1 protein-coding gene is annotated in these 917 nt (G+C 50.9%); it reads right to left on the bottom strand.

Going from position 1 to position 917, the window contains the following annotated elements:
- Positions 1 to 653 (bottom strand): autoinducer binding domain-containing protein (locus tag TMES_RS21970; RefSeq protein WP_143589778.1); only part of this gene is annotated, 653 nt, incomplete at its 3' end.
- Positions 654 to 917: the final 264 nt, after the last annotated feature.

Genomic DNA, 917 nt, shown 5'->3' with positions numbered 1-917 from the left:
ATGCGGTCGGCAATGGCGTCATTGCGCATCCCTTTGCATAGCCAAAGCAGGCATTCGCGTTCCCGTGGGCTGAGAAGCGGGTAACGCGTGATTCTCTGCAGCATCAGGTGAACGTCTGTTTGGGTAAATTGATGATCAAGTTCCTGGCAACGCTGTTGTACGGCATGAGCCGCCAGGATCAGGGCGGTTTCCTTCCCGCGATAGAATTTTGAAAATTCTTCCGCGTCCATTGTGTTGGAAATGGCCAGGGCGCTTAGTTGCTGCGGCATGGGTGTCATTCCCGGAATGACCAGCCCGGCAGTAGATTCCGTTTCGCCAAATTCATTGAGTATCTGCCTCGCTTTGGGCGAAAGGGTGACGGGGAAATCGGTGAAGGGCGTTTCAAATTTTCTGGGTGCAATATAGGCCCGGGCAATATCGATCAGCGGATCGTAGCTGGCATAATTGTTGTCCTGGTAATGGCTCAGCCACCAATCGGGTAGGGTGGTTAGAAAAACAATGCTGCCATCCAGTCTTTCAAAGCCATAGGTGATCTGACGGGCCCCGAATTTCCTGAAAAAACGCAAGCCAGCCTGCCAGGCGGTTGGCACATCCTGTGCGTTATCAAGAGCGTTTAACAGATCAAAGAGATCGTTATTCGGGTTCGAGATCATTTCTGCCCATTGTCAATCTGGTGAAAATGAAAACCTGTGGTTTTTGATCGGCCGGATATTTTACTTTGATAAGGTAAAATCTGCCAGGTTGTCAGCAAAAAGGCAGATGCAAGCGATTTAGGATCATGGAACAGGCCATAAAGAAAAGCGTGTTCAGGGCGTAATGAAGCCCCGTTTGATGGCGGTTACAACAGCCTGTTCCCGTGTGCGGGCGTTCAGTTTCTGGCGGCAATTGCGCAAATGCATTTCGACGGTGACGCGGGT

This window comes from Thalassospira mesophila (assembly GCF_002115755.1).
Classification (GTDB): domain Bacteria; phylum Pseudomonadota; class Alphaproteobacteria; order Rhodospirillales; family Thalassospiraceae; genus Thalassospira; species Thalassospira mesophila.
This window is presented reverse-complemented; position numbering and strand designations above follow the sequence as displayed.